General features: G+C 66.4%; 24 protein-coding genes and 1 pseudogene. All 25 read right to left on the bottom strand.

The features are described from left to right. Positions 1-19: 19 nt before the first annotated feature. A complete protein-coding gene (locus RXV79_RS12750; protein WP_316703815.1) occupies positions 20-451 on the bottom strand; it encodes a hypothetical protein in 432 nt (143 codons plus the stop codon). Positions 452-511: 60 nt separating this feature from the next. Further along, entirely contained in the window at positions 512-1282 is a 771-nt protein-coding gene (locus RXV79_RS12745) for an outer membrane lipoprotein-sorting protein (RefSeq protein WP_257824227.1), read from the bottom strand. Then, positions 1279-3195, bottom strand: a complete 1917-nt coding sequence (ftsH, locus tag RXV79_RS12740; protein WP_257824228.1) for an ATP-dependent zinc metalloprotease FtsH — start codon at positions 3193-3195, stop codon at positions 1279-1281. The genes RXV79_RS12745 and ftsH overlap by 4 nt, the downstream gene beginning before the upstream one ends. Before the next feature lie 316 nt (positions 3196-3511). Next, entirely contained in the window at positions 3512-4747 is a 1236-nt protein-coding gene (locus tag RXV79_RS12735) for an MFS transporter (protein ID WP_316703813.1), read from the bottom strand. Continuing rightward, complete coding sequence (locus RXV79_RS12730) at positions 4740-6059, bottom strand: SAM-dependent methyltransferase (RefSeq protein ID WP_257824229.1); 1320 nt, start codon at positions 6057-6059, stop codon at positions 4740-4742. Before RXV79_RS12730 ends, RXV79_RS12735 begins: the two co-directional genes overlap by 8 nt. A gap of 12 nt (positions 6060-6071) precedes the next feature. Further along, positions 6072-7232, bottom strand: coding sequence for a thymidine phosphorylase (locus tag RXV79_RS12725; RefSeq protein WP_257824230.1), 1161 nt, complete (start codon positions 7230-7232; stop codon positions 6072-6074). After that, positions 7229-7693 carry a MerR family transcriptional regulator gene (locus tag RXV79_RS12720; protein ID WP_257824231.1) on the bottom strand — a complete coding sequence of 155 codons (465 nt, stop codon included), beginning with the start codon at positions 7691-7693 and terminating at the stop codon, positions 7229-7231. Before RXV79_RS12720 ends, RXV79_RS12725 begins: the two co-directional genes overlap by 4 nt. Positions 7694-7800: 107 nt before the next feature. Next, entirely contained in the window at positions 7801-8985 is a 1185-nt protein-coding gene (locus RXV79_RS12715) for a thiolase family protein (RefSeq protein ID WP_257824233.1), read from the bottom strand. A 131-nt stretch (positions 8986-9116) separates the two neighbouring features. Further along, a pseudogene (locus RXV79_RS12710) lies at positions 9117-9230 on the bottom strand (enoyl-[acyl-carrier-protein] reductase FabI); the annotation flags it as partial. Positions 9231-9289: 59 nt separating this feature from the next. Next, positions 9290-9781 carry a hypothetical protein gene (locus RXV79_RS12705; protein WP_316703810.1) on the bottom strand — a complete coding sequence of 164 codons (492 nt, stop codon included), beginning with the start codon at positions 9779-9781 and terminating at the stop codon, positions 9290-9292. 31 nt (positions 9782-9812) lie between these two features. Next, positions 9813-11435, bottom strand: a complete 1623-nt coding sequence (locus tag RXV79_RS12700) for a DUF3141 domain-containing protein (RefSeq protein ID WP_316703809.1) — start codon at positions 11433-11435, stop codon at positions 9813-9815. 54 nt (positions 11436-11489) lie between these two features. Then, on the bottom strand, positions 11490-11789 hold the full coding sequence (locus RXV79_RS12695) for a heavy-metal-associated domain-containing protein (protein WP_316703807.1): 300 nt from the start codon (positions 11787-11789) through the stop codon (positions 11490-11492). Positions 11790-11807: 18 nt separating this feature from the next. Further along, positions 11808-12104 carry a DUF2933 domain-containing protein gene (locus tag RXV79_RS12690; RefSeq protein ID WP_316703805.1) on the bottom strand — a complete coding sequence of 99 codons (297 nt, stop codon included), beginning with the start codon at positions 12102-12104 and terminating at the stop codon, positions 11808-11810. A gap of 31 nt (positions 12105-12135) precedes the next feature. After that, positions 12136-12405 carry a hypothetical protein gene (locus RXV79_RS12685; RefSeq protein WP_316703803.1) on the bottom strand — a complete coding sequence of 90 codons (270 nt, stop codon included), beginning with the start codon at positions 12403-12405 and terminating at the stop codon, positions 12136-12138. Positions 12406-12545: 140 nt separating this feature from the next. Next, on the bottom strand, positions 12546-12953 hold the full coding sequence (locus RXV79_RS12680) for a hypothetical protein (protein ID WP_257824247.1): 408 nt from the start codon (positions 12951-12953) through the stop codon (positions 12546-12548). Positions 12954-13173: 220 nt separating this feature from the next. Then, on the bottom strand, positions 13174-14436 hold the full coding sequence (locus tag RXV79_RS12675; protein WP_257824249.1) for an MgtC/SapB family protein: 1263 nt from the start codon (positions 14434-14436) through the stop codon (positions 13174-13176). Beyond that, positions 14433-14726 (bottom strand): alpha/beta fold hydrolase, encoded by a 294-nt coding sequence (locus RXV79_RS12670; RefSeq protein WP_316703800.1) that lies wholly within the window; start codon positions 14724-14726, stop codon positions 14433-14435. The genes RXV79_RS12675 and RXV79_RS12670 overlap by 4 nt, the downstream gene beginning before the upstream one ends. Before the next feature lie 768 nt (positions 14727-15494). After that, on the bottom strand, positions 15495-15827 hold the full coding sequence (fdx, locus tag RXV79_RS12665) for an ISC system 2Fe-2S type ferredoxin (RefSeq protein WP_257824252.1): 333 nt from the start codon (positions 15825-15827) through the stop codon (positions 15495-15497). Between the two features lies 1 nt (position 15828). Then, complete coding sequence (gene cueR, locus RXV79_RS12660; protein ID WP_257824254.1) at positions 15829-16254, bottom strand: Cu(I)-responsive transcriptional regulator; 426 nt, start codon at positions 16252-16254, stop codon at positions 15829-15831. Then, a complete protein-coding gene (locus RXV79_RS12655; protein WP_316703798.1) occupies positions 16251-18671 on the bottom strand; it encodes a heavy metal translocating P-type ATPase in 2421 nt (806 codons plus the stop codon). Before RXV79_RS12655 ends, cueR begins: the two co-directional genes overlap by 4 nt. A gap of 146 nt (positions 18672-18817) precedes the next feature. Continuing rightward, complete coding sequence (locus tag RXV79_RS12650; protein WP_257824258.1) at positions 18818-20080, bottom strand: type II restriction endonuclease; 1263 nt, start codon at positions 20078-20080, stop codon at positions 18818-18820. A 194-nt stretch (positions 20081-20274) separates the two neighbouring features. Further along, positions 20275-20598 (bottom strand): hypothetical protein, encoded by a 324-nt coding sequence (locus RXV79_RS12645; protein ID WP_257824261.1) that lies wholly within the window; start codon positions 20596-20598, stop codon positions 20275-20277. A 156-nt stretch (positions 20599-20754) separates the two neighbouring features. Continuing rightward, the gene (locus RXV79_RS12640; protein ID WP_257824262.1) at positions 20755-21342 is read right to left on the bottom strand and encodes a DUF305 domain-containing protein; all 588 of its coding nucleotides are present in this window, start codon (positions 21340-21342) and stop codon (positions 20755-20757) included. Between the two features lie 20 nt (positions 21343-21362). Continuing rightward, entirely contained in the window at positions 21363-23795 is a 2433-nt protein-coding gene (locus RXV79_RS12635) for a copper-transporting P-type ATPase (protein ID WP_316703795.1), read from the bottom strand. Positions 23796-23963: 168 nt separating this feature from the next. Then, a complete protein-coding gene (locus RXV79_RS12630) occupies positions 23964-24209 on the bottom strand; it encodes a DUF2933 domain-containing protein (RefSeq protein WP_316703793.1) in 246 nt (81 codons plus the stop codon). Between the last annotated feature and the right edge of the window lie 37 nt (positions 24210-24246).

Raw genomic sequence — 24246 nt, 5'->3', positions numbered from 1 at the left:
GGTCATCGAACGATCAACGTCAGGTCTTTCGCGCGTACGCGATCACGGCCGCCACCCAGAGCAGCGCCGGCAGCAGCAGGACCCAGCGGAAGTCCGAGTGCAGGGCGAAGTTCATCGCGCTCATCAAGACGACCGTGGGCAACCCTGCCAGCGCGATGGCCCACCCGGTGCCGCGCAGCCGCGCGGGCACGGCGGTTCGCGCCAGGAACACGGTCAGCACGCCCGCGCCCGCCATGAAGCCGCCCATCACCGTGAACACGATGCGCAACCAGGCCTCCAGGCCTGGTGCCGCCTCACGCAGCCGCTCCAGTGGCGTGCCGATGAAGCGAGGGTCCTCCGGCAACAGTGCGGGACGCACGAAAACGAAATACGCACCCAGGGCGATCAGCCATGCGCCGCAGGCCGTCAGCAACCACGTGGAGGTTCTGGATGTCGAGGTGGGTAAGGTCATGACGATGTAGGTGAGTACGCGGTTTGGCGCCCGGGTTGGTTGCCGGGGAAGACTTTGAACCTATCGCTTCTGCAGGTTGCGCTGGCTGAATATCTCGTCGTCCACCGGCCGGTCGAACACGGCGTCTTTCAGCACCACCGCGGTCGAGTTGCCGGGCTTGGCATCGGGCCGCATGTCCCAGCGGGTCGGCATGACCCGCCCGCCGACCTTGCGCACGTCGGTGAACGACAAAACCCGCACGCGCTCGCCGCGCTCGCTGAAGAACTCCTGCTTCAACGGCATCGTGTCGGCGCGCCGCACCCAGTAGACGATGCGACCCCACACCACCGCCGCGTCGGGTTTCGGCACGGCCTCTACCTGCACGACCGCCTCGCCGTCGAGCTGCACCGTGGCGAGCACCTTGTGGGTGTAGTCCTCAAGGATGCTGCTTTCCTTCACGAGGTCGTCGTTCGTGAAGTCCGAGCCCATCCATGGCTGCAGCATCATCGACGGCGGAATCTTGACGATGCGCTCGACGTTGGGCAGGTAGTTCCACATCTCGGTACCAATGCGCAGCGAGCCGATCCCCGCCTCCTTTGCCGGCGACAGGATGCGCACGAACGAGCGCCGCGGCCGATCCATCCACAGGCGCAGGCCGAGCGTGCGCTGCCAGCGTGGCGTGGTGATCGTCATCTCGTACTCGCCCTGCACCGTGCTGCCCCACAGCAGCTTCTCGACCTTGTCGAGGATCTCGCGCCCCTCCGACGGTTGGGCACGAACACCCGGCACGGCGAGCGCGGCCAGTGGAACCGCTGCGGCAGCCAGACGGAGAAGCTCGCGGCGCGTGCTCACGATGCACCGTCCGCCGGCGACAGTGCCACGGCAGCCACGCGCAGCTGAGCCGGAGCAGCCGTCGACGCCATCAGGCCGTCCAGCATCGTCCGGTCCACGACCTCCTTCTCCAGCAGCAGAGCGGCCAGCGCTTCGAGCGTCTCGCGGTTCGCCCGCAGTGTCTGCGTCACTCGATCGCGCGCCTCGTCGAGCAGCCGGCGTACCTCGCCGTCGATCGCTTCGGCGGTGCGCTCGCTGAAGGTGCGCGGCTCGGGCAGTGTCGGGCCGTTCAGGAACAGCGGCGCGGGCCGCGCGTCGTAGGTTGCCAGGCCGAGTGCATCGCTCATGCCGTAGTGCGTCACCATGTGGCGCGCCATGTCGGTGGCACGCTGCAGGTCGTTCTCCGCGCCGGTCGAGACGTCCTCGAACACCAGCTGCTCGGCCACGCGCCCGGCAAGCAGCACGTCAAGCCGATCCAGCAGCTCGCTGCGGCGCAACAGGTAGCGGTCCTCGGTCGGCGACTGCTGCGTGTAGCCGAGCGCCGCGATGCCGCGCGGGATGATCGACACCTTGGTCACGCGGTCTGCGTTCTTGCGCATCTCGGCTACCAGGGCGTGTCCGGCCTCGTGGTAGGCGACGAACTTGCGCTCGGTCGGGTTCATCACCCGGTTCTTCTTCTCGAGACCGGCGACGATCCGGTCCAGCGCTTCCTCGAAGTCCTGCATGTCTACCGCGTCCTTGTCGCGCTTGGCGGCGCGCAGCGTCGCCTCGTTGACGAGGTTGGCCAGGTCGGCGCCGGCGAAGCCGGGCGTGCGCGCCGCGAGCACGGCGAGGTCGACGGACGGCGCCAGCTTGACGTTCTTCACGTGCACTTCCAGGATCTGCCGCCGTCCGATCAGGTCGGGCCGGTCGATCGCGACGTGCCTGTCGAAACGGCCCGGCCGCAGCAGCGCCGGGTCGAGCACCTCGGGCCGGTTCGTCGCGGCGAGGATGATCACGCCGCGGTTGGTGTCGAAGCCGTCCATCTCGGCGAGCAGCTGGTTGAGCGTCTGCTCGTGCTCCTCGTGGCCGCCGGAGAGGCCGACGCCGCGCGCCTTGCCGAGTGCGTCGATCTCGTCGATGAAGACGATGCATGGGGCCTTGGCCGCCGCCTGCTCGAACAGGTCGCGCACGCGCGCCGCGCCGACGCCGACGAACATCTCGACGAACTCCGAACCACTTAGCGACAGGAAGGGCACGCCGGCCTCGCCGGCGACCGCCTTGGCCAGCAGCGTCTTGCCGGTGCCGGGCGCACCCACGATCAGCACACCCTTGGGGATCTTGCCGCCCAGGCGCTTGTACCGATCCGGGTTCTTAAGGAACTCGGCGATCTCCATGAGTTCCTCGCGCGCCTCGTCGATGCCGGCGACGTCCTTGAACGTGACACCTGTCTGCGTTTGCATGTAGACCTTGGCCTTGCTCTTGCCGATCTCCAACATGCCGTGGCCCATACCGCCCATCCCGCCGCCCACGCGCTTCATCAGGAACCACCAGACGCCGAAGAACACCAGCGCCGGTGCGACCCAGGAGATCAGCGCGCCGAGCCACTTGCTCTCACGCACGCCGCCGTAGCGCACCTTGGCGGCATCGAGCTGCGCCACCAGGCCCGGATCGTTGACCAGCACCGTCGCGAAGCCGTGTTCGCCTCCTGCGCGCTTAAGCGCTTCGAGCTTGTCCTTCGGCAGGATCTGGTCCAGCCCTTCTGCACGCAGCTTGCCGGTCACGATGCCGTCGGCGATCACCACGTCGTCGAGCTTGCCCGCTAGCAGCGCCTGCTTGAACTCGCTATAGGCCAGCGTCTGCGTGTGCCGGGGAACGAAGAACTCCTGCAACAGGAGCATGCCCACAAGGGCAGCCAGCACGTACCAAAGCGAGAACATCTGCTTCTTGTTCATAAAAACACTCCTCCACGGAATCGGGATCTGGCCCGAGGGCGCCGTCGATTCGAAGGTGCGCTGGCAGCCGGCGTTGCAGAACTAGTAGTTCCGCCCAGCCCTGTCGGTGCAGCGCGTACCACCGTGGAAATTGGCGTGGAATAAAGCGTGGAAATTGGCGCCGCATCGGACGCCCCGACGTATCGCACCGGATTGAGCTGGAACTCGCTCAGGCAGTGCCCCGAACAAAACAGGTGGGTCCTCCCGTCCCCGATCGATGAATGGAAACGTGCCCTGCCGTCGTGTGCCAGGCCGTTGAAAGGGTGTGGAGTGGGGTTCACGGCGCGGGGCGCGCGGCGCCCTCCCATGCTGCCGCGCCGGCTGCGAGAACGGCCAGCCCACCCGCAACAAGGAACGGCAGTGGTGGAGCCAGCGCAAACAGGCTGCCCGTGGCCGCTGCGCCGATGGCCTGCCCCAGGTTGGCCGCCGCGGCCTGCCGGCCCATGGCCCAGCCTTGCCGCACACCGGCTGCGCTCGAGATACGCACGGCCAGCGACGGAATGAGCACGCCAATCCCGGCAGCCGCCAGCACGAAGGCGGTGGCGGTAACGAAGCCCCCGCTTGAGACAGCCAGCAAGCTGACACCTGCCGAGAGCACCGCGAGCGCGGCGACGACCAGACGCGGCTCGCCCATTCTTCGCTCCAGACGCGGCAAGGCCCAGAATTGCACGGCGATCATCACGGCGCTGCACAGCGCGAAGTACACCGACACGGGCATCGCACCGGCGGCCGGCGCGCGGCGCGCCGCCAACGTCACGCCGACCTCCGCCACCGTGATCGCCAGCACGACGACGGCCGTCAGCAGCAGTGAGCGGACGATGCGCCGCTCGTCGCCGGGCCGCGCACTGCCGGGCGCTGGCACCATGGTGCGGGTGGGGGGTAGGCCGAGCGCCCCCACCGCAGCCAGCAATCCGACAATGGCGACAACGTCCAACGGTAGCGCGGTGAACGCGGCATCGCCGCGGGCGGCGCGTATCGGAACGGTCAGCCCGTCGCCGAGTGCCGGTCCCACCAGGAAACCCAGTGCAGTGGCCGACGCGACCCAAGCGAAGCGGCGCTGCAAGCGAGACGGCGCAGACGCGGTGACGACGTAGGCGAACACCGCCGGGAGCACCGCCGCCGACGTCAGGCCGGCAACCGCACGCATCCCATAGAGCCCGCGCATCGAGAGGGGCATGGTCAAGATCCACAGCGCCACGCTCGAGCCGGCCAGTCCGGCGGCAAGCACCCAGCGTCGGTCGATCCGATCCGCGAGCGCTCCCCAGGCGGGTGCGAACAGGAACAGCACCAGCGTGTACACGCCGGTGATCCAGCCCGTGTGGTTCTCCACGTCGGCTGCCGAGAGGCCCCCCGTGCGCTCCACCAGCGCGGGCAGCAGCGGCAGCGTGACGCCGTAGGCCATCGACACCGCCGCCCCCGCCGCAAGCAGGGCTGCAAAGGCCCCGGTCGAGAGGTCCGATTGCGAGCCACCTGTCACCGGCGGAGAAGGAGACGACCATGGCTTCTCATCCACGGTAGAGATCGCGGCGTGTCAGGGGGACGGGCCACGCTCCGCCAGCGCGCTTCGAGGCGACGATCTGATAGATGCCCGTACCTCCCGCCTCGAACTCGAGCGCACAAGCCGCCATGTACAAACGCCAGATGCGGTAGGTCACCTCGTCGACTTCCCGCAGCGCTTCGTCACGGCGCGCCTCCAGCCGTTGCACCCAGTGCCGTAGCGTCAACGCGTAGTGGGGGCGCAGACCCTCGAGATCGTGGATCTCGAAGCCGGCGCGCTCCATGCCAAGCTGGATGTTGCTGACGCAGTCGAGTTCGCCGTCCGGGAACACGTAGCGATTGATGAAATCGCTCGCGAGAGTCCTGTTCCAGCCCTCCTCATCGTGGGTAATGCCGTGGTTGAGGAACAGCCCGCCCGGCCGCAGCACGCGTTGGACCGCGGCGTAGTAGTCCGGCAAGTTCGCCAGGCCGACATGCTCGAACATGCCGACGCTGGACACCTTGTCGTAGATTGCCGTGCCGTCGAGATCGCGGTAGTCGCGAAGCTCGACCGTGACAAGGTCCTGCAGACCCTCGGCCTGAATGCGCTCGCGTGCGTATTCGAGCTGCCGTTGGCTCAGTGTGATGCCGTGTGCGCGAACGCCGTGATGGCGCGCCGCCCAGCACACCAGCGCGCCCCAGCCGCAACCGATGTCGAGCAGCCGATCGCCGGGCTGCAGGCGCAGCTTGCGGCAGATGTGCTCCAGCTTGTTGCGCTGGGCCTGCTCGAGTGAGTCCCCGGGCGTCTCGAAGTACGCGCAGGAATAGACCCGCTCGGCATCCAGCCACAGGCCGTAGAACGCATTGGACACGTCGTAGTGGAACGATATCGCCGCCTGGTCGGTTTTGCGTGAATGGCGATACGCGAATCGCCGGGCCACGCGCGAAGCCAGCCCCCCGACCGGCTTCAAGCCGTTCTGGTCGGAGACCCGCAACATCAACGCGTCACGTACCAGCGCAAGCTTGTCGCGCCACGACAGCGAGACCGTCTCGAAGTGGGTCTTCAGACCCAGAGCGCTGTACAGGTCACCCTCGACATCGATGACGCCTCGGAAGTAGGCGTCGGCCAGCAGCAGAGGATCCGGCCGGAGCACGAGACGACGCAGCAGCGCCGGGTCGCGAATCACGAGCGTGTACTCGGGATGGGACTCGAGTTCGTGCAACAGCGCATCGCCCAGCCTCAGCCCCGGTGGTCGCTCGATCCCGGCCAGCAAGCGGCGCAGAATGCGCAGCGCCGGGGCATGCAGGTCGGCAGGCGCGGGCCGAGGGAGCGTTGTCAAGTGTTCCATCGGTTTGTCCCTTCAGGTCTTCAGGTGCGAGTCTTGTGAGTCGGCGAAGGCCGCTGTCGAGTCTTCACCGACGACGATCAACGGTGCGCGTCGCAGCTCGCTCATAACTGCCGCGAGGCATGTCTGGCTCGCAGCGTGGACGGTGAACAGCGGTTGCCCCTGGTCGACGTGCTCGCCGATCCGTGTGTGCAGCACGACGCCGGCACCGCTCCCGCGCGGTGCACCGGCCAGCACCGCGACGCGCTGCACGTGTGCGCCGTCCAGCGACCTCACGTGGCCCGTACGTTCGGCTGCGATGGTTTCAGCGACGGGCGCGAGGATTGGCGTGCGCAGCCCGCCCTGGGCTTCGCACAGGGTCTGGAAGCGCCCCCACGCGGCGCCGCTGTCGAGCAGTCGCCAGGCGTCGAGCTCACCGTGCCCAGGGCAGCTCACGCCGCTCAGCTCGAGCAGTTGACCGGCTTCGACAAGGGCGTGCATGCGCAGATCAACCGGCGCCGCCGCGGCGCCCCGCAGCACGGCCAAAACGTCCAGCGCCTCGGGCGCCGGGCCGACGCCCAGACCCACCGGCTGTGACCCGACGGAACGGGTGACATGGACCTGCAGGCCGACCGCCGAGCCGGTAGCCATGAACGCGGTCTGCAGTCGATGGAAACGCGCGTCGTCGAGCACCCTGGCACCTCGTCCCACGGCCACGTTGACGAGCAGGTGCCCCACGCCAGCAGCGATCCTGCGCGCCAGCACCGACGCCACCAGATGGGCGTCATCCGCACCGGAACTCCAAGACAGGTTCGCTTCCACGCCGGCTGGGGCCGCACGGACGATGCAGGCGCCCAGGCGCGAGGCAATACCGGCCGCGGCCGCACGATCGTGCTCCACCCCGGTGAGCGTCGCCATGGCGTCGGCGGTGCTCCAAGCCTCCGAGCCGGCTGGCAGCGAGAAGTGCGGCATCGTCGCGCCCGCAGCAGCCATGATCGCCGCAACGATTGGCGTCGTGCGGTGCCCGGGGAGATGGTCGAGGCCATGCCGGTCGACCACGGACGTCGCGTCCCAGACGAGGGCCGGAGTTGCTTCCGCCGTCCAGGCCTGCAAGAGCGCGATGGCCTGCCGAACCAACGGTTCGCGGTCGGGCTCCGGCGTCCGGAGCGGGTGAGCCGTATCGGCGACGTGGCTCATCCCTCGCCCCTCTTCGGAGCGGCGGCCCCGCGGTCGCGTCGCGCGGCCAAAACCGGGTTCGCCGCGAAACCCTCGATGAGGCCACATACCGAGTGGCCGTCCGGCACGCCGTCGGGGCGCCTCTTCCAGTCGGCTACCGCCCGCTGCATGCGCCGATGCAGGCGCACGATGTCGTCCAGCTGTCGCCCCTGCTCTGCGAGGCGTTGGTCGAGCAACGTGCGTGCCCGCGAGCATGGCAGTTCGCCGCGCTGCCCCATCTCGATGAGTTCGCCAGCGTCCTTGAGTGTGAAACCCAAGGCCAGCGCGCCGCGGATGAAGCGCACGCGCGCGACGCTGCGCTCCGAGAATGTTCGATAGCCGTTGTCTGTACGGTCCTCGACCTCCACCAAGCCGACCCGCAGGTAGTGGCGCAGCGTGTCCGTCGTCACGCCAGCCTGTCGCGCACAGTCGATCAATCGCATCGCAGTTCTCCGGCGGCGCAGGGCCGCGTCGACTCCCGAGCCACAAGTCTCAACCCGGGTGCTGCACATGGGTCAAGCTCCTGCGTGATCAGGCTGGCGGGCATTGCTCAGATCCGCTCGAGCGCCAGCGCCACGGCCTGCCCGCCGCCGATGCACAGCGTCACGATGCCGCGGCGCAGGCCGTCGCGCTGCATCGCGTGCAGCAGCCGCGTGGTGAGCACCGCTCCGGTCGCTCCGATCGGGTGCCCGTGGGCAATGGCACCGCCCTCGACATTGACCATGTTCTCGGCGAAGCCGAGTTCGCGCTGGCAGGCGAGCGCGATGGCTGCGAAGGCCTCGTTGATCTCCACCCGGTCGACGTCTCCGATTGCCCAGCCGGCACGCTCAAGCGCTTGGCGCACAGCCGGTAGCGGCCCGAGCCCGAAGAAATTCGGGTCAACAGCACCGATGCCGAAGGCCGCCAGACGCGCCTGGGGCTGGAGCCCCTGGCGCTCGGCCCAGCCCCGCTCGGCCACAACCATGGCCGCCGCACCACTGTTGAGACCGGGCGCATTGCCCGCGGTGATGGTGCCCTCCTTGCGGAACGCGGGCTTGAGCCGCGCAAGCGACTCCATCGTCGTGTCCGGCCGGTTGTGCTCGTCGCGCGCGAACGGCACCGGGCCTTTGCGGCCAGGCACTTGCAAGGAGACGATTTCGGCGTCGAACCTGCCGGCTGCTTGCGCCGTCGAGAACGCCTGCTGCGAGCGTAGCGCCCAGCGGTCCTGGTCCTCGCGCGAGATGCCGAACCGAGTCACCAGATCCTCGGTGTGCCAGCCGGAATGCTGCCCGCTGACGGCGTCGTGCAGCCCGTCAAGCAGCATGCTGTCGAAGAGCGTCACGTCGCCCATGCGCGCGCCCCAGCGCCCCTGAGGCAGCAGATAGGGTGCGCGGTCCATGTTTTCCATGCCGCCCGCCACCGCGCAGTCGACCAGACCAGCCGTCACCTCGAGAGCGGCACTCACGACGGCCTGCGCCCCCGATCCGCACACTCGGTTGACCGTCAAGGCGGGAACCTCGACCGGCAGCCCCGCCGCAAGGCCCGCCTGGCGAGCCGGGTTCATTCGATTGCCGGCCTGGATAACGTTGCCCATCACGAGGGACTGCACCTGCGACCCGGCCAGCCCGCTGCGAAGCAAGGTCTCGCGGATCACGGCGGCACCGAGGTCGCTGGCGGAGACATCCTTGATCGCGCCGCCGTAGGTGCCGATGGGGGTGCGGACGGCGCCGCAGAGCACAACTTCCTTAATGGCCATGGTTTTTCTCCTGTCGGTCAATGCGTCTCGCAGGACGCGTGGGTTTGGGGGTCGGTCGCGCATCGGATGCGAGGCCGGCCATCGCATCGCTGCAGAACGTTGTCACCGGTTCCGCGCAATCGGCGGCGGCCCGCCAGCTCAGCGCCGGCATTGCGGAAGTGCTGCGCCGCGGACCAAGCCAGGCTGTCGGCGTTGGCCACTCCGACCACGAGGCCTCTGCGGCCGGAAAGATCGATGATTTCCACGGGGCAACCTTCCGACTTCTTTGCGAGAGCCGGCTGACTGGCGATCAACGCGGGTTGCCTCACCGCTCGGAGCGGTGCGGCGACCAGGCCTCGAACTTGAACTCGATCTCCTCGGTCCGCGGTGGCAGCCGCATCCAAAGTCGGAACCGGTACGGTCCGTCCTTGGCGACGCCGAAGACCTGTCCGTAGCTGGCCTGGTCGTTGACTTTCATCGGCACCAGGTACTTCGCGGGCTCGTCGACGATGCCGGCTTCGCTGATCTGCGCGCGCACAACCGCGTCCTCGATTCGACGGCCACTTGCGCTGTCGTAGAGCGCAACAACGAGGTGGTGAATCTGACCGCCGCCTTTGGGCGAACCGCCGTGGAGTTCCGCGAGCGCGTGCGTGTCCGCCACGACGGCGGCAGGTACCAACCCCCAGTAGAGGGTGACGCCGGAGCGCTCCAGTCGGCTCTGTGCCAGCGCCGGGCTCAGCATGGTGATCAGCAGCAGCAACAGCCACGTCGTGGCCGCGAAACGCCAGCACTGAGCCTGCAACAAGATGGTTCTCATGGTGGGCTCCTCGTGGCGTTTGGTCGACCAGTCAACTCGCATAGAGCTGCTGGAATACAACTTCGGCAAACAGGTCGCGGCTTGTGCGCCACGACTCCAAGGCTTGGGCGTACGCATCCGCGCCGACGCGTTCCAACTGGTACCAGGGGTTGGCAGTGCGATCCGCGTCGTGCGCGCCCCAGTGTTCGAGCCAGTGCTGCGTCCATGGCAACCAGGCAAGGGTTGGAGTCGATTTCTCGGACCAGACCTGCCGACTGATTCGCATTGGATGAAGCTCGCGCAACTGGCGCGCCGATTCAGGCGTGACCGCCATGCGAACCCACGGCGAAACCCATTGCGCATAGGCACGCTCGCTCGCCTCCGACATCGCCTGCACCATGTGGAACCCAGCCGGGTTGGCATCGAACGGCAGATCCTCGAGGCGGCGCGGCTCAAAGCAAGCGCCGGTGGCAGCGTCGCCGGAGACGCCCTCCTCATTTAGGACCATCTCGTAGAGGCCGGGTGCGAGATCCTGGATCGTTCCGGTGTGGTGGAGGATGGCACGGTGCTCGCGCCGCGCGACGCCTGCCGACACGAAAATGCCGAGGTGGCCCACCTGCTTGTGCAGCAGGTAGACGACGCGCTGGCCAGCAGCCACCAATTCCTCGGTGGTCGCATATACCTCCTTGAGCCAGCCCAGCGCCTGGTGCGGTGGCGTGATGTTGTCGCCGTAGGAGCTGAAGATCACCAGGGGCGCCCCGATGCGCTTGAGGTCTGCACGGCAATGCTCGTCGACCACGATCTCGCCGTCCTCGAGGCGGTTGCCGACGAACAGATCCCCGGCGATGGTCAGCATCTCCTCACGTGCCAACTGGTAGAAGCCGTTCCACCAGCGCTCGAACTCCAGGAAGCGATCGTGCTCGGCCTCCGGCTGCGCAAAGAGCGTGTCGTATTTCCTGAATACGCCTTCGGGGCGCAACGCCTCGAAGTTCTGCACCAACCAGGCGCCGTCGAAGTGACCGTTGCCCAGGTCCGACATCCAGTGCGCGGGCCAGACGCCGCCGGTGAAGCCACCGAGCAGGCGCATCGGGTTGATGCCGCGCTCGCCGGCCCAGTACGACAGCGGCGAGCCGTTCAGCACCGCCATTGCCGCCCGGTGCTCGCAATGCGAAAGCGCAAGCGCGATCGCCCACCCGCCCTGGCAATTGCCGTAGACGATCGGCGCCTTGCCGCGATGACGCTTGGCGACGATGTCAATGAAGGACGCCAGCGTCTGCACGACGGCTCCCATCGTTTGCCCATCGACCGGCTCCGGATCGAAGACCACGAAGTAAACCGGGTGGCCTTCGAGCAGCGCCATACCGACTTCCGAGTCGCGCTTGAAACCACCGATGCCCGGGCCGTGACCGGCGCGCGGATCGACCACGATCACCGGGGCGGCGCCCTTGCGCAGGTGCTTCTCGAGCGCGTCGGTGCCGCAGCGCGTGACGCGCAGCAGGCGGTAGTTCGACGGCGGGTCGAGATCCCGCCCATCTGCAATCTGCTCGGACTCGAAGTGGAGCAGCGGCGGCATGCCCGCGGCCTCGTGAGCTGTCATGTTGGCCGCACGCTCGCGCAGCGTGTCGGCCGTCGCGGTGGCGCGCCAGAGCGCATCAAACCAGTAGCGGGTCACCATGCGACCTGGCGTAGGAGAGGCCGCAGCTGCAACGTTCGATGTCGCCATGACGTTTCAACCGCAGCAGCAGCCGCCGCGGCCCTTGGTGGCAGAGCCTGCTCCACAGCCACCGGTCGGGTGCGGGTGCGCTGCCGGCGCGCCCGTCGCGGGCCCAGCCTCATAGCCAGCATCTCCCAGGGCCGCGACAAACGCCGGCACCTGATTGGCGGCATGCTCGCCGCTGATACGCGCGATGCCGCTGCCGAGATTGACTTCGACCTCCTGCACGCCCGGCACACGCTTGAGTGCCTTGGTGACCGATGCGACGCAGGACCCGCAGGTCATGCCGTTGACTTTGAGTTCAGTGGTTTCCATTTCGAGACTCCTTTGGTTTCAATGTTGGTGGCCGCCGTGGTCACCGGGGGGGCGCTGTCGGGTTTCATCCTTGGGCTTGGCGTCCGTGCCACCACCGTGCCCGCCGTGGCCACCATGCCCGCCGTGACCGAAGAGGTGCATCAGCGGGCAGGCCAGCAAGATCAAAAACGGCAGCAATTGCCCAAGGTGCGCGTTGTGGCGGTAGAACATCCAAACCACAGCCGAGGCCAGACCGATCCACAGCACCCATTGGTTGATGCGGGACCAATTGGGGCCGGAAGGGCGGCCATTGCTGTGTTCTTGCGAGTGGTTCATAGCGAGACTCCTGGTTGGTTTGACGAGGCCGTCACTGGTTTTTGTGGATCTTTGCGTGGTCATGGGTCGGCTTGGCCTTGCTCTTGACACCGGAGGCAGCAGCCTGCGGCATGCATGACATCGCCTTCGTCGACGGCGCGTTTCGCTCGGCGCCGTGGTCGTGGTGCGTCATTCCGCCAGAACTGCAGTCCATCGGCATAGACGCCGCAGGGGCGGCGGCGGGACGCTCCTGCGCGATCGCGGTGGCGGCACCGAGCGCAAGGGCGACAAAGGACGAAAGCAGAACGAGGGTGGTGCGCATGGCAAGACTCCTGATGAGGGAGGACAACATGGAAAGGAAACAGGAACGGACGACACCGCCACCAAGAGCGCCGCGACGGGGGCGGGGTGGACGGAAGGCAAGACGCAGCGCGGATCAAGTCCGCGTCGCGCCCGGGCGTGTCACAGCGCGAGGCGCTGGAACGCGATGCGCGGCGGGGGCCCGCCGGGCAGGTGTGGCGAGTTGACCATCAGCCGGTCAACGGTTGGCTGGGACTGGCCGGATATCGCAAGTGTGTCGAAGGCCGTCAGTGCTAAGCCGAACGCAGCCAAGCCGTCGTCGACAACCTTCAGCTGCGGAGCAGCGATTGACGACTTCTCGCAGAAGTTCAAGCAGTTGGCCTTGCCAGAATCATCCTGCTCGTCACCGTGGTGGTGTTCCGCCAAACTGACCGCAGCTTCCGCGTTGGCGTGGTGGTGCGTTGACTCTTCCAGGGTGCAGGCGTTTGCAACACCCATCGCGAGGCCAAACAGCCACACCAGCAGCACCTGGGCTGCCCATCGGCGGAGACGTCGGCGATCGCTGAACATGATGAAGTGCTATTGAGACACTGCGGGTTCTTTGAACTCAGAATAGCTTCGGGGTCTCACATCCAGCTTGATCTGCATCAACGATGCCTCCGTAGCCCACTACGGACTCCGGTTCGGCCCGTTTGCGCGCGGAGCGGGAACGCAAGCGCTCTAACCGACAAAGTGAGTGCGTTCTACGCCGACGCTTTGCCGTGCCGTCGACGTTCAAAAGCAGGCCCCCTCAGCGCAGTGTGAGCGCCGTCGCGACACCGACGAGCGCCATCAGTACATACGCCGGCAGCACCTTAAGCGCCAGCGACCGACTGTCGAGCACCCATAACAGCCCCAGCTTGGAAAGCTGATTGACGGCAGCCGCGAGAAAGACGGCCAGGCCGGCAACGGCTGGGCCCACCACGCTGTCACCAACCATGCGGCCTACCGAAAGGGTGATGGCATCAACATCCACCAGCCCGGAGATTGCCGCAGTGACCAGCAACCCGGCATCACCGAACCGGTCTGCAAGGAACCGGCCGACAAGCAGCACCGCTGCGAGGAACAGCGCGAACTGCACGGCCGCGGTCAGCTTCAACGGGTTCTGCGTCGAGAGGTTTGGAAGGTCCTTCGCATGCTCGCGAGTGGTCAAGTACGCTCCGAATGCAGCCCCGGCGACAGCCATGGCCCCAAGGGTTCCGATCGTCGCCGTGCCGAGCGCTGGTGCTGCGACGCCAACAAGCACCGCCATTCGGCCGAACATCGCCGCGCAAGCGAGCGTGGCTCCCCCGGCAGCCAGTGGCCGCCACTGCGGAGCTTCCTTGGACCAGCGCGCCAGCGTCGCCGTGGTCGCGGTGCTGGACACCAGTCCGCCGAGCAGTGCCGTGAGAGTCAGACCACGCTTGGCGCCAAACCATCGCATCAGGACGAATCCGAGGAACGAGAACGACGCGAGCAGCACGACCGCCCACCAGAGCTTGTAGGGATTCAGTGCCGCGAACGGACCAAACCCTCGATCGGGGAGAACCGGGAGAATGACGACACTGATCAGCAGCAATTGAATGCCACTGGTCAACTCACCTTCCGTGAGCTTGCCGATACCACTGTGCATCGGTCGCTTGAGTTGCAGCAGCGTGACCGTCACCACCGCGACGGCAGCGGCGAGCAGCGTGCTGCCACCCGCCGCCAACACACCGATGAGGAACGTGGTGATAGCTGCCATGGCCGTGGTCAAACCCATGACGCCGTGCATGCGTGACGTCACGATGTAGCCGCTCAAGATCAGAAGGGCCACCACCGCCAACACGCCTACCAAAATGCTTGCGCCCCATCGTTGCGCCAGCAAACCACTCAAGCCGCCAAGCAAGCCGATCAGCGCAAACGTGCGCAAACCGGCCACTCGGTGCCCGTCAGGCAGGTCACGCTGATGCCAGCCGCGCTCCAGTCCGATGAGCAGGCCTGCAGCTAGGGCCATGCCAATACCCGTCAGTTCCGGCAAGGACACGTCGTTCATGGCGGCTGCTCCCTGAAATTCGAAAGCCACTGCTCGATGTGTTCCAGGCAGTCACGCGGTGCGCGCAGCCAGGGATGGTGATCCACACCGCCGCGAACATGCAGCTCCCTGGTGGCGCGCCCCTTCGCCAGATTCTGAGCCTCAGTCAGGGGCGCCGTCAGGTCGGCACTGCCGTGCAGCATCAGTACGGGGAGAGTCTGCGCTGTCGCCTCGGCCTCGCCGTGCCAGTCGTGGTGATACAGAACTTTCCACAGCGACGAGGTCGACGGCACCATGGTGTGCGCGACCAAGTCTTCGGCCACCTCGCGCGGGATGTTGCGAAGGAGACGTGGGAGCGGGTGTCCGACGACGCGACGTGACAGCGCAGTGGCCCACATGTTCGTCGGGCAGCATAGACGAGGGCACCGGCCCACCGGCCCAGTACCGGTGGGTTCCCCCAATCCGTGTAGCAGTACCAACAAGCCCTATTCTCCCTGACCGACGGCAAATCGCCTCAATCTCAAAAACCCTTCCCTTCATCGGTCGACATGACGCCCGGCCTCACCACCAGATACAAAGACCGGCGCGAATGGGAAGTGGTGGCATCTCTGGGTTGGTACGGGTCTCATGGCCCGTCCATCGTCGCGCCTCGTCGTTCCTGCCGTTTGACGCGCATCAAGCTACGGCTCGATCGGAGCTGGCGCAGCAACTTTCGCTGCGGGTTGGGCCAGCTGGACCACACGGGCGGCCGCCAATGGGGTGTAGCCGGCCTCGTTGATGCCGACTTCAGCGCCTGCGTATTGCCGCTGGCCGCCTCGGTGCGACGTGCTTGTTGACGAAGTTGATCCCAGACGGTCGTGCCAGGCTCGACGGACTTGACCGCCTCTTTGACCTACCCACGCACTGGCCCCCGCCGATATCAACGATGGCCACGGTGTGCGGCATTCCCGTGCGCTTCAGATAGGCAAGCGAGGTCATGAGGTGCGGGGCGTACCAACTGACGGCCTCCGGTGCTCGTGTGTTGTAGACCTCCTCCCAGTGCGACTTTGACTCTGCAGGAGGCTTCTCGGGTTCGTGGCTCATTCGCGGGCGTGGTTGATGGTGTATCGGGGAATGTCGATGGTGACGTCCTGATCGGCGAGCACGGCCTGGCACGACAGCCGGGACTGCGCCTCGAGTCCCCAGGCGCGGTCCAGGAGGTCCTCCTCACCTTCCTCGATCTCGTTGAGCGACTCGAACCCCTGGCGAACGACCACGTGGCACGTTGTGCAGGCCGATGACATCTCGCAGGCATGCTCGATGTCGATCCCGTTCTCGAGCAGCGCCTCGCAGATCGAGGTGCCCGGTAAAGCCTGGATGGTGGAACCCTGGGGCGCGTAGTCCGGGTGCGGCAGGATCTTGATCACGGGCATGTCAATCTGCCAGTTCGTCGAGGATGGGACAGTCGGGCCGATGGTCGCCGTGACAGCACTCGGCCAGGCGCTCCAGCGTGCGCTTCATGGCGGCCATTTCTTCCATGCGGCGGTTCAGGTCCTCGACATGGGCGAGTGCGATCTTCTTGACGTTCGCGCTCGCGCGGCGCCGGTCCTGGTACAGCTTGAGCAGCTCGGAGATCTCCGACATGCTGAAGCCGAGGCTGCGGCCGCGACGGATGAAGCGCAGGGTGTGCACCTCCTTGTCCGTGTACTGGCGGTAGCCGGAGTCGGTCCGGCCGACCTTGGGCAGCAAGCCGAGCGACTCGTAGTGTCGGACCATCTTGGCGGTGACGCCCGAGCGGCTGGCGGCCTCCCCGATGTTGTAGGGACCGGAGGCCACGGTGTCTGTCGCGGCGTGCTTCATTCTTCGCTTCCTTTCCAACGGCGCAGCATCAAGGCGTTGGTGACGACGCTCACGCTGCTGAATGCCATCGCCGCGCCGGCGATCACGGGGCTCAACAAGCCAAAGGCTGCAAGCGGGATGCCGACCACGTTGTAGACGAACGCCCAGAAGAGGTTCTGACGGATCTTGGCGTAGCTGCGGCGTGAAATGTCGATTGCATCGGCCACGAGCGCCGGGTTGCCACGCATGAGCGTGATGCCTGCCGCATGCATGGCGACGTCCGTGCCGGTGGACATGGCGATGCCCACGTCGGCGGCGGCCAGCGCCGGCGCATCGTTGATGCCGTCGCCCACCATGGCCACCCGGTCGCCTCCGAGCTTCAAGCGGCCGACGATGTTGGCCTTGTCCTCGGGCAGCACTTCGGACTCGATCTCGTCCATCCCCAGTTGCTCGCCCACCATGCGGGCGCTGCCGCGGTTGTCGCCGGTCACGAGCACTGTCTTCACGCCCAGATCACGCAGTCGCCGAACCGCCTTCGCAGCGCTGGGTTTGACCGCGTCGCCGAAGGCGAGCAAGCCGAGCAGCCTCGGTCGATCTCCCGCCTCAGCGAGCCAGGACACGGTCCGGCCTTGCGATTCGAGTTCGATCGCGCGTGACTTCAGCGGCGAGAGGTCAACGCGCAGCTCTTCCATGAAGCGTGTGCTGCCGAGCCGCAGCGCCCGGCCTCGCACCGTGGCGGCCATGCCTCGCCCTGCCACGGCGCGCACGTCGCTCGCCATCGGCACACCGACCTGGTCACGGCGTGCTGCATCCATCACGGCACGGGCCAACGGATGCTCGCTGTTCGCCTGGATTGCCGCAGCGGTGCCGAGCAGCGCGGCATGCTGACCATCGGCGGCTTCGAAGGCCACCAACTCCGGCTTGCCCTCGGTCAGCGTGCCGGTCTTGTCGAATGCGACCACCTTCACACTGTGCGCGACTTCGAGGGCTTCGGCGTCCTTGATGAGGATGCCGTGACGGGCGGCGACACCGGTACCGGCCATGATGGCTGTCGGCGTGGCAAGGCCCAGGGCACACGGGCAGGCAATGACGAGCACCGCGACCGCGTTCAGGATGGCCGCCTCCCAGTCGCCCGTGGCGAGCCCCCAGCCCAGCAGGGTGATGGCCGCGATACCGATCACCACCGGCACGAAGACGCCACTCACCCGGTCCACCAGGCGTTGGATCGGCGCCTTCTTGGCCTGCGCCGACTCCACCAGGCGCACGATGCGCGACAGCGTCGACTCGGCGCCCACCGCGATCGTCCTGGCGATGAGAAGGCCTTCGGCGTTGACCGAGCCGCCGGTCAGCTTGTCACCGACGTGCTTGGCCACCGGGAGGCTCTCGCCCGTGATCAGCGACTCGTCGACCTGGCTTGCGCCTTCCACCACCTCGGCATCCACCGGCACCCGCTCGCCGGGTCGGATGACCACCAGGTCACCCACCTTGACGGCGGCGACAGGCACGTCGACATCGACGCCAGCGCGACGCACACGGGCATGCTCCGGACGCAGCGCGTTGAGCGCACGGATCGCTTCCGTGGTCTGTCGCTTGGCGCGGCCTTCGAGCCACTTGCCCAGCAGCACCAGGGTGATCACCACCGCAGACGCCTCGAAATAGAGGTGCGTCATGCCGTGGCCGCTGTGCACCCACAACTGGTACACGCTCAGGCCGTAACCGGCGCTCGTGCCGAGTGCCACCAGCAGGTCCATGTTGCCGGCGCCGGCGCGCAGCGCCTTCCAGCCCGCCTTGTAGAAGCGCGCGCCCAGCCAGAACTGCACCGGAGTCGCCAAAGCGAGCTGAAGCCATCCCGGCAGCATCCAGTCGAGGCCGAACAGGTCGGCGACCATCGGGACGACCAGTGGGAACGACAGCACGGCGGCGACGGCCACCTGCCACCAGTCGGGAAGCTTTGGCGAAGACGCCAGGCCAGAAGACGGCTGATCTGCTTCAATGGCAGGCTTGGCGGTGTAACCGGCTTTTTCGACGGCCGCGATGAGGGCTGCCGCGTCCGCGCTGCCAGCCATCCTCACTTGGGCTCGCTCGGTGGCCAAATTGACTTCGGCGTTCACGACACCGGGCACACGCTTCAATGCCTTTTCGACGCGGCCAACGCAGGAAGCGCAGGTCATGCCCTCGATCTGCAACTCCAGCGTCTGCGCGGCCACGCTGTAGCCGGCCTTCTCGATGGCCGCCTGTAGCGCCTCGGGCTTGACCGATGCGTCGGCCTGCACCGTCGCAGCCTCGGTGGCCAGGTTCACCGTCACATCTGCGACTCCGGGCACGGCGGCGAGCGATTTCTCGACGCGCAGCACGCAGGAGGCGCAGGTCATGCCTTCCACAGGGAAAGACCATTCGCGTGTGGGCACGGCTGGGTGCAGCAAGGTGGCGGTGTTCATCGGAGTCCTTTCATGGCCGTCTTGTCGGCATGAAACGAAGTCTTAAGCTTCCCACAATGGGAGAGTCAAGCATCCAAATAAAACGCCTTACCGCGCAAGGGTCACAGGCACGGGAGACGGCCAGACATTTCTCGCCTCTCCCGCGCTCACAGCAACTGGGAGATCTCCAGGACCGGTTTGAGGCCGCTGCCGAACCGGGCAATGGCGTCCCGGTGCTGCTGGAGCTGGCTGTACGGCAGATAGCGGATGCCGAGCTCCGACACTCGAGAGAACGCCGGGCGACGAAGCTGGGCTGCCACATCGTCACGCCGGTTATCGGGGGCGACCAGGAACAAGGTGCTGGCCGCGCCGACCTCGGTTCCGAGTGCCAGGTCCAGCATGCGCACGATCCCAGAATAGATGGACGTGGAGTGTTCCACCTCGAAGGCCGCAGCCACTTTCCGCGTCGACGGCTCGACCCACACCACGTCGATCAGCCGCACCGCGTCGGCGCTTCCCATGGCGCCCGGGAGCAACTCGGTCAGGCAACCGTCACCCAACTGCCCGCCCTCATGCGCCCGCCCGCGGTCGTTCGATGCGATCCACACGGAGAATCCCAGGCGTTTGCCCAGATCGCGCAGCCACCCTTGGATCTGGGTGTGGGTGGTGTCGCTCTCGCGCGCCGCAGCCCACTGCTTCGCCGCCGCGGCGGACTCTTCTCGCACCCGCGACAGGTCCTCTTCCCACGCTGCCAGTCCTTGGGCATCGTCTCCACGTGGTGGCGCCGAGTAGCGGCCACTGCCAATGTCGAACAGCAGGCCGGCGATGGCGCCCAAATCGTTGGACAACTGATGCCGGTAGGTGGCGTTCAGCCTCATCGCGCCTTCGCGCATCGACAGGTAGTGGTCCCAGCGTCCGAGCTTGACATTGCTGCCCGTCACGGCGTTGTAGCCGTTGACGATGGCGGTGTTGAACGGCAACACGAAGGTCGGATGGATGAAGTACAGCAGGTTCGCTACGGCCGGACCGAGCCCCTTGATCTTGAGTGCATCGATGCGGTTTACCGCCTCCACGAGTGCCTCTGCGTTGTCGCAACAGTCGCATGCATGGAGCAACTGGCCGAACGCACGCTGATTCACCGGGTTTTCGTAGATGTCGGGAATGCGCAGTTTCGGCTTCCACAGAAAAGCATGGTCTGCGCCCTTGAAGATCTGCCGCTGCTCGGCGATGGATCCGACGACCGTCTCCAAAGAGGAGCCCCGGTAGGCGTTCCCGAATGTTCCTGCCTCGACCTCACGCACTACCTGACCGATACCACGTCGAATCGACCGAAAGTTCTTCAGTCGTTCTTCCCACAGGAACCAGGTGCGATGCGTGGCGTGTTCGTCCGCCTTCCAGCGATCGATGAGCAATGAAAGTGGCTGCGACATGGTCCCCCGGTCCCGTGGCAAACGATCTGGCGATCGTCTCGCACGCCTGAATCCATGCGTGGCCAACGAGCCGATCCATCATGCGGTCGGCCGATGTGGCGTCCGCGTCCTGACGCCGTTATAGCGCGATTCCGCCCCGGCCAAGGGAATCGGCCTGTCGTCTCGCCGCACGCCGACCGACTGTCTCGCTAGGCTCAGCGCTGCTTGGCCGGCATCATGCCGTCGCGGCGATCACGCTTCGTTGGGCTGACGTGAATGTGCGATTCGTCGTCCCCGTGGCTTGACGCCGTGTTCGCGGCCTCGCGACGGTTCATCCCGTCGTACCGATCGATGCCCGAGGAGTTGGCGTGCGTCGCCGCGTCGCTGTCGCTCTGACGCTGTGGCAACTGCGAATGTGTTGCGGGAAGCCGATTCATGCCGTCGAAGCTATCCACGTTGGGATGAGCAGCGTAAGCCGACCCGGTGATGGACGCGAAGGCAACAACGGCCGTGGCGAGAAAGTGAAAGTGCTTGGACATGGAGCGCTCCTTGATGACGTGCAGCGGCCGACGGGCCACCATGCCAGTTACTCTAGGGAGTCGCTCCCCACGGGACGCTGTCGGCTACGTGACAATCCGGTCATGCGATGGGCACCTGCGCTAGTGAGAAGCGCCTCAGAGGCCGTCCACGTTGGGCTATTTGCCTGAACGCAGGCGCGCGGCGATCGCCTCCATCTGGGTGATCTCTGCGCGTTGCGCCTTGACGATGTCATCGCAAAGTTTGCGAAGCTCCGGGTCGGTGAGCTTGGCCTCTCGGCACATGAGGATGGCGCCCGAGTGATGCGGGATCATCGAGTCGACGAACTGCTGGTTGTCGACCAGCGCCTGGCGGCGTGTTGCCAACAGCGAAGCGGCGAACAGGACCGCCAAGCCGACATAGAGCGCCACGTTGAGCCGCTTGTTGCCATACATCGTGCCCATGGTTGCCAGCATGATGATGCCCATCGGGGCCAGCATGGTCAGCGCCATGTAGAGCATGTTCACGTTGTTCCGAAAGTCGCTCCACCCGTCGATCATGGTGAACATGGCGAGGTACATCGGAATCAGGCTCAAGGCCAGATTGAGCGCGAACATCCAATATGCCTGGCTGGACGAACCGCCATGGGCAGTCCCGGCGCCTGCGGCTTCACCGTGCTCGGCGTGGGCATGAGCTTTGTGGTCCATGTCGAACTCCTTCTTGCTGGTTTGGATACGGTTCCTTGGGGTGCCGCGGTCGCGGGGCAAGGCGTTTACCGTGGCTCAAATCAACGCTTTGAGCGCAAGCGAAGCGAGTTCGTCACCACGCTGAATGACGACAGGCTCATGGCCAGCGCTGCGATCATGGGCGACAGCAACCAGCCCGTGAACGGGTACAGCACGCCGGCCGCAAGCGGCACGCCCAACGCGTTGTAGATGAACGCGAAGCCGAGGTTCTGCCGCATGTTGGCGACGGTGCTCTCGGAAATCTCCCGAGCACGAGCGATGCCACGCAGGTCGCCCTTGACGAGCGTCACCTGGGCACTGTTCATCGCCACGTCGGTGCCGGTTCCCATCGCCACGCCGACGTCGGCCTTGGCCAGCGCCGGTGCGTCGTTGATGCCGTCGCCAGCCATGCCGACGACGCGTCCTTCGCGCTGCAGCCGATCGACCAGCGCCAGCTTGTCAGCGGGCTTGACCTCGCCATGCACCTCGTCGATGCCCAGCTTCTGGGCGACCGAGCGCGCGGTTGTCAGGCCGTCGCCGGTGGCCATTACCACCCGCATGCCCGCGTCGTGCAGGCTTTGCAGCGCTTCCGGGGTGCTCGCCTTGATCGGATCCGCCACGGCGAGCAGCCCGAGCAGCTGACGGTCACGGGCGAGGAACATCACGCTGCTGCCGTGTTCTCGCAACTGCTCCGCCTGCGAGCGCAGCACCGACACGTCGACGCCATCTTGCTCCATCAGCGCGGTGTTGCCGAGTGACAGCCGGCGGCCTTCCACCGTGCCGCGCACACCGATGCCGGTGGACGATTCGAAATCGACAGCGGCGGCGAGCGGGAGCTGGCGGCTCCTCGCCGCATCGACGATCGCCTGCGCCAAGGGATGTTCGCTGCCCTGGTCGAGGCTGGCAGCCAGGCGAAGCACTTCCTCGTCGGTCGTCCCCGCCGCGGCGAGCGCCCGCTCGAAGGCTGGCTTGCCCTCCGTGAGCGTGCCAGTCTTGTCGACGATCATCGTGTCGACCTTGCGGAAGTTCTCGATCGCAGAGGCGTCACGGAAGAGAACGCCTTGCGTCGCGGCACGCCCGGTGGCCACCATGATGGACATGGGTGTGGCCAGACCCAGGGCACAGGGACAGGCGATGATGAGCACCGACACTGCGTTGATGAGGCCGTACTGCCAGCCCTGCTCTCCGCCGAAGATGCCCCAGGCGAAGAACGACAGCAAGGCGATCCCCACCACCACCAACACGAAGTATCCGGCCACCTGATCGGCCATGCGCTGCATCGGCGCCTTGGAGCGCTGCGCCTGAGCGACCATCTGCACGATCTGAGACAGCATCGTCTGCGAGCCGACTTTCTCGGAGCGCATGACGAGCGTGCCGGAGGTGTTGATCGTCGCGCCGATCACGTTGTCACCGGGGCGTTTGGTGACGGGCACTGGCTCCCCGGTGAGCATCGCTTCGTCGATCGCGCTGGAACCCTCCAGCACCACGCCGTCGACCGGAACCTTCTCGCCCGGGCGGATGCGCAGCCGGTCACCCACGTGGACATGGGTCAGCGGCACATCGGCTTCAGAGCCGTCGTCCTCGATGCGCCGCGCGGTCTTGGGCGACAGGCCCAGCAAAGACTTGATGGCCGCCGACGTCTGCGAGCGCGCACGCAACTCGAGCATCTGGCCGAGCAAAGTCAGCGAGATGATGACCGCCGCGGCTTCGAAGTAGACGCCGATGCGCCCGTGCGCCGCAAAACTTGCAGGAAACACCTGCGGCGCCACGGTCGCCACCACGCTGTACAGGAATGCGGCGCCGGTGCCAATGCCGATCAGCGTCCACATGTTGGGGCTGCGGTGGCGGAAGGACTGGGCGCAGCGGGCGAAGAACGGCCACCCTGCCCACAACACGATCGGCAAGGAGAGCACCAGCTCGAGCCAGCTCTGCCGCGCGGGATCCATCCAGCCCAGACGGTGTCCGGCCATCGCTAACACCGTGACGACCACGGTCAGCGGGAGCGTCCACCAGAATCGGCGCGAGAAATCGCGCAGCTCGGGGTTGTCGTCGTCGGCCGTCGCCTCCGGAATCAGCGGCTCCAGCGTCATGCCGCATTTCGGGCAATTGCCCGGACGGTCCTGCCGGATCTCCGGATGCATTGGGCAGGTGTACACCGTCGCCCCTTGGGGCTCCACCGGCTGTGATCCACGATCGACGGGTGGCACGTACGGCGAGGCAGGGGCGGAAGCGGGAACTGCCATTGACGGCACCGCAAGCGCCTCGCTCTGGCCGTGATGCGCGTGCTGGTGCGCGTGCGTATGGGAAACAGCTTGAGAGGCCGGCTGCGCACCATGGGCCACGCCGCTTGGGCCTTCGCCTGTGTCACGCACGAGGTTCATGCCGCACTTGGGACAACGACCGGGCGCGTCGGAGCGCACCTCGGGGTGCATAGGGCACACGTAGTAGCCCTCAGATGCCGCGTCCGGCGTACCCATTCCCCCGTGGGGATTCATCTGCGGATGTACATGACCGTGGCGGTGGCCCGCGTGGGGATCAACGGCCGGACCTGACGCGGGCGCAGGGGCTGCGCCCCGCGAGGGGGTGTTTCGCTCGTCCATCTCGTGCTCCTGAATCCTGCAGGTCTTGCAGGCCGCCGATGGGGCGAGCGACTCGCCCAGTTGTCACCGGTCGTGTTGTTGTGGGTCTTGTGGCTGCCGCCCGTGACCGTGGCGCCGGTGCATGAAGAGATGCATCAACGGACAGGCCAGCAGGATGAAATACGGCAGTGCCTGCAGGGCATGGTCGAAATGCCGGGTCAGCAGGAAATACGCTCCCGCGGCGCCGGCGAGCCAGGCCGCGGCGACAACGGGCAGGAACCAGCGAGAACGCGATGTGGTGGTCACGGCGGGTGTTGTGGAGGTTGCCATGGCCACCATCGTCGCGCCCTGCCATTCCTGCTTGCTT

The organism is Piscinibacter gummiphilus (genome assembly GCF_032681285.1).
GTDB lineage: Bacteria > Pseudomonadota > Gammaproteobacteria > Burkholderiales > Burkholderiaceae_C > Rhizobacter > Rhizobacter gummiphilus_A.
The sequence above is the reverse complement of the archived record's forward strand: the minus strand, read 5'-3'. Positions and strand labels throughout refer to the sequence as shown.